Genomic DNA, 929 nt, shown 5'->3' with positions numbered 1-929 from the left:
CATCAGCCGTTCGGCTAGCCTCAACCAATACCAACGGGCTAAGGTGATGCCTGAACAGCCACACAACAACCCACCACCCGACCACCCACCAGACAACCCCATCCCCGCCACAACCCAGTGCAGGGAGGACCACCATGACCACCACCACAACCACCACCCGGGCCGACAACCCCACCCTCACCGACACCGCCACCGACCTACTCCACGCCATGACCGCCCTACCCACCCACCACCCCTCCCGACCCACCCTCCGCGACAAAGCCATCGAAGCCTGGCTCCCCCTCGCCCACCACCTCGCCCACCGCTACAGCGGACGCGGCGAACCCACCGACGACCTCACCCAAACCGCCGCCGTCGGCCTCATCAAAGCCATCGACAAATGGGACCCCACCCGCGGCGTCGACTTCGCCGGCTACGCCATCCCCACCATCATCGGCGAACTCAAACGACACTTCCGCGACCGCACCTGGGACATCCGCGTCCCCCGCCGCCTCCAAGAACTCCGCCTCGCCATCAGCGAAGCCAACAGCACCCTCCTGCAAACCCTCGGCCGCTCCCCCACCATCACCGACATCGCCACCCACCTCCACCACACCGAAGAAGAAATCCTCGAAGGACTCGAAGGCGCCCGCGCCTACAACGCCGTCTCCCTATCCACCCCCACCGGCGACGGCGACCGCACCACCGAACTCGGCGACCTCCTCGGCACCGAAGACAACGAATACGAACTCGCCGAACTCCGCGTCGCCCTCGGCCCCGCCCTCGCCACCCTCGACGAACGCGAACAGAAAATCCTCACCCTCCGCTTCTACGGCAACCTCACCCAATCCCAAATCGCCGAACACATCGGCGTCTCCCAAATGCACATCAGCCGCCTCCTCACCCGCGCCCTCACCAAACTCCGCGGCCAACTCGCCGACACGTACTGA

The 929-nt window shown here is 65.8% G+C and carries 1 protein-coding gene; it reads left to right on the top strand.

Annotated elements, in window-relative coordinates; genetic code table 11:
- The first annotated feature begins 134 nt into the window (after positions 1-134).
- On the top strand, positions 135-929 hold the full coding sequence (locus AAH979_RS43065; protein ID WP_346263883.1) for a SigB/SigF/SigG family RNA polymerase sigma factor: 795 nt from the start codon (positions 135-137) through the stop codon (positions 927-929).

The organism is Plantactinospora sp. ZYX-F-223 (assembly GCF_039649625.1).
GTDB lineage: Bacteria > Actinomycetota > Actinomycetes > Mycobacteriales > Micromonosporaceae > Plantactinospora.
This window is presented reverse-complemented; position numbering and strand designations above follow the sequence as displayed.

Excerpts from the sequence above, each read along its gene's own strand:
- AAH979_RS43065 (WP_346263883.1), top strand. The coding sequence starts at position 135 with ATGACCACCACCACAACCACCACCCGGGCCGACAACCCCACCCTCACC.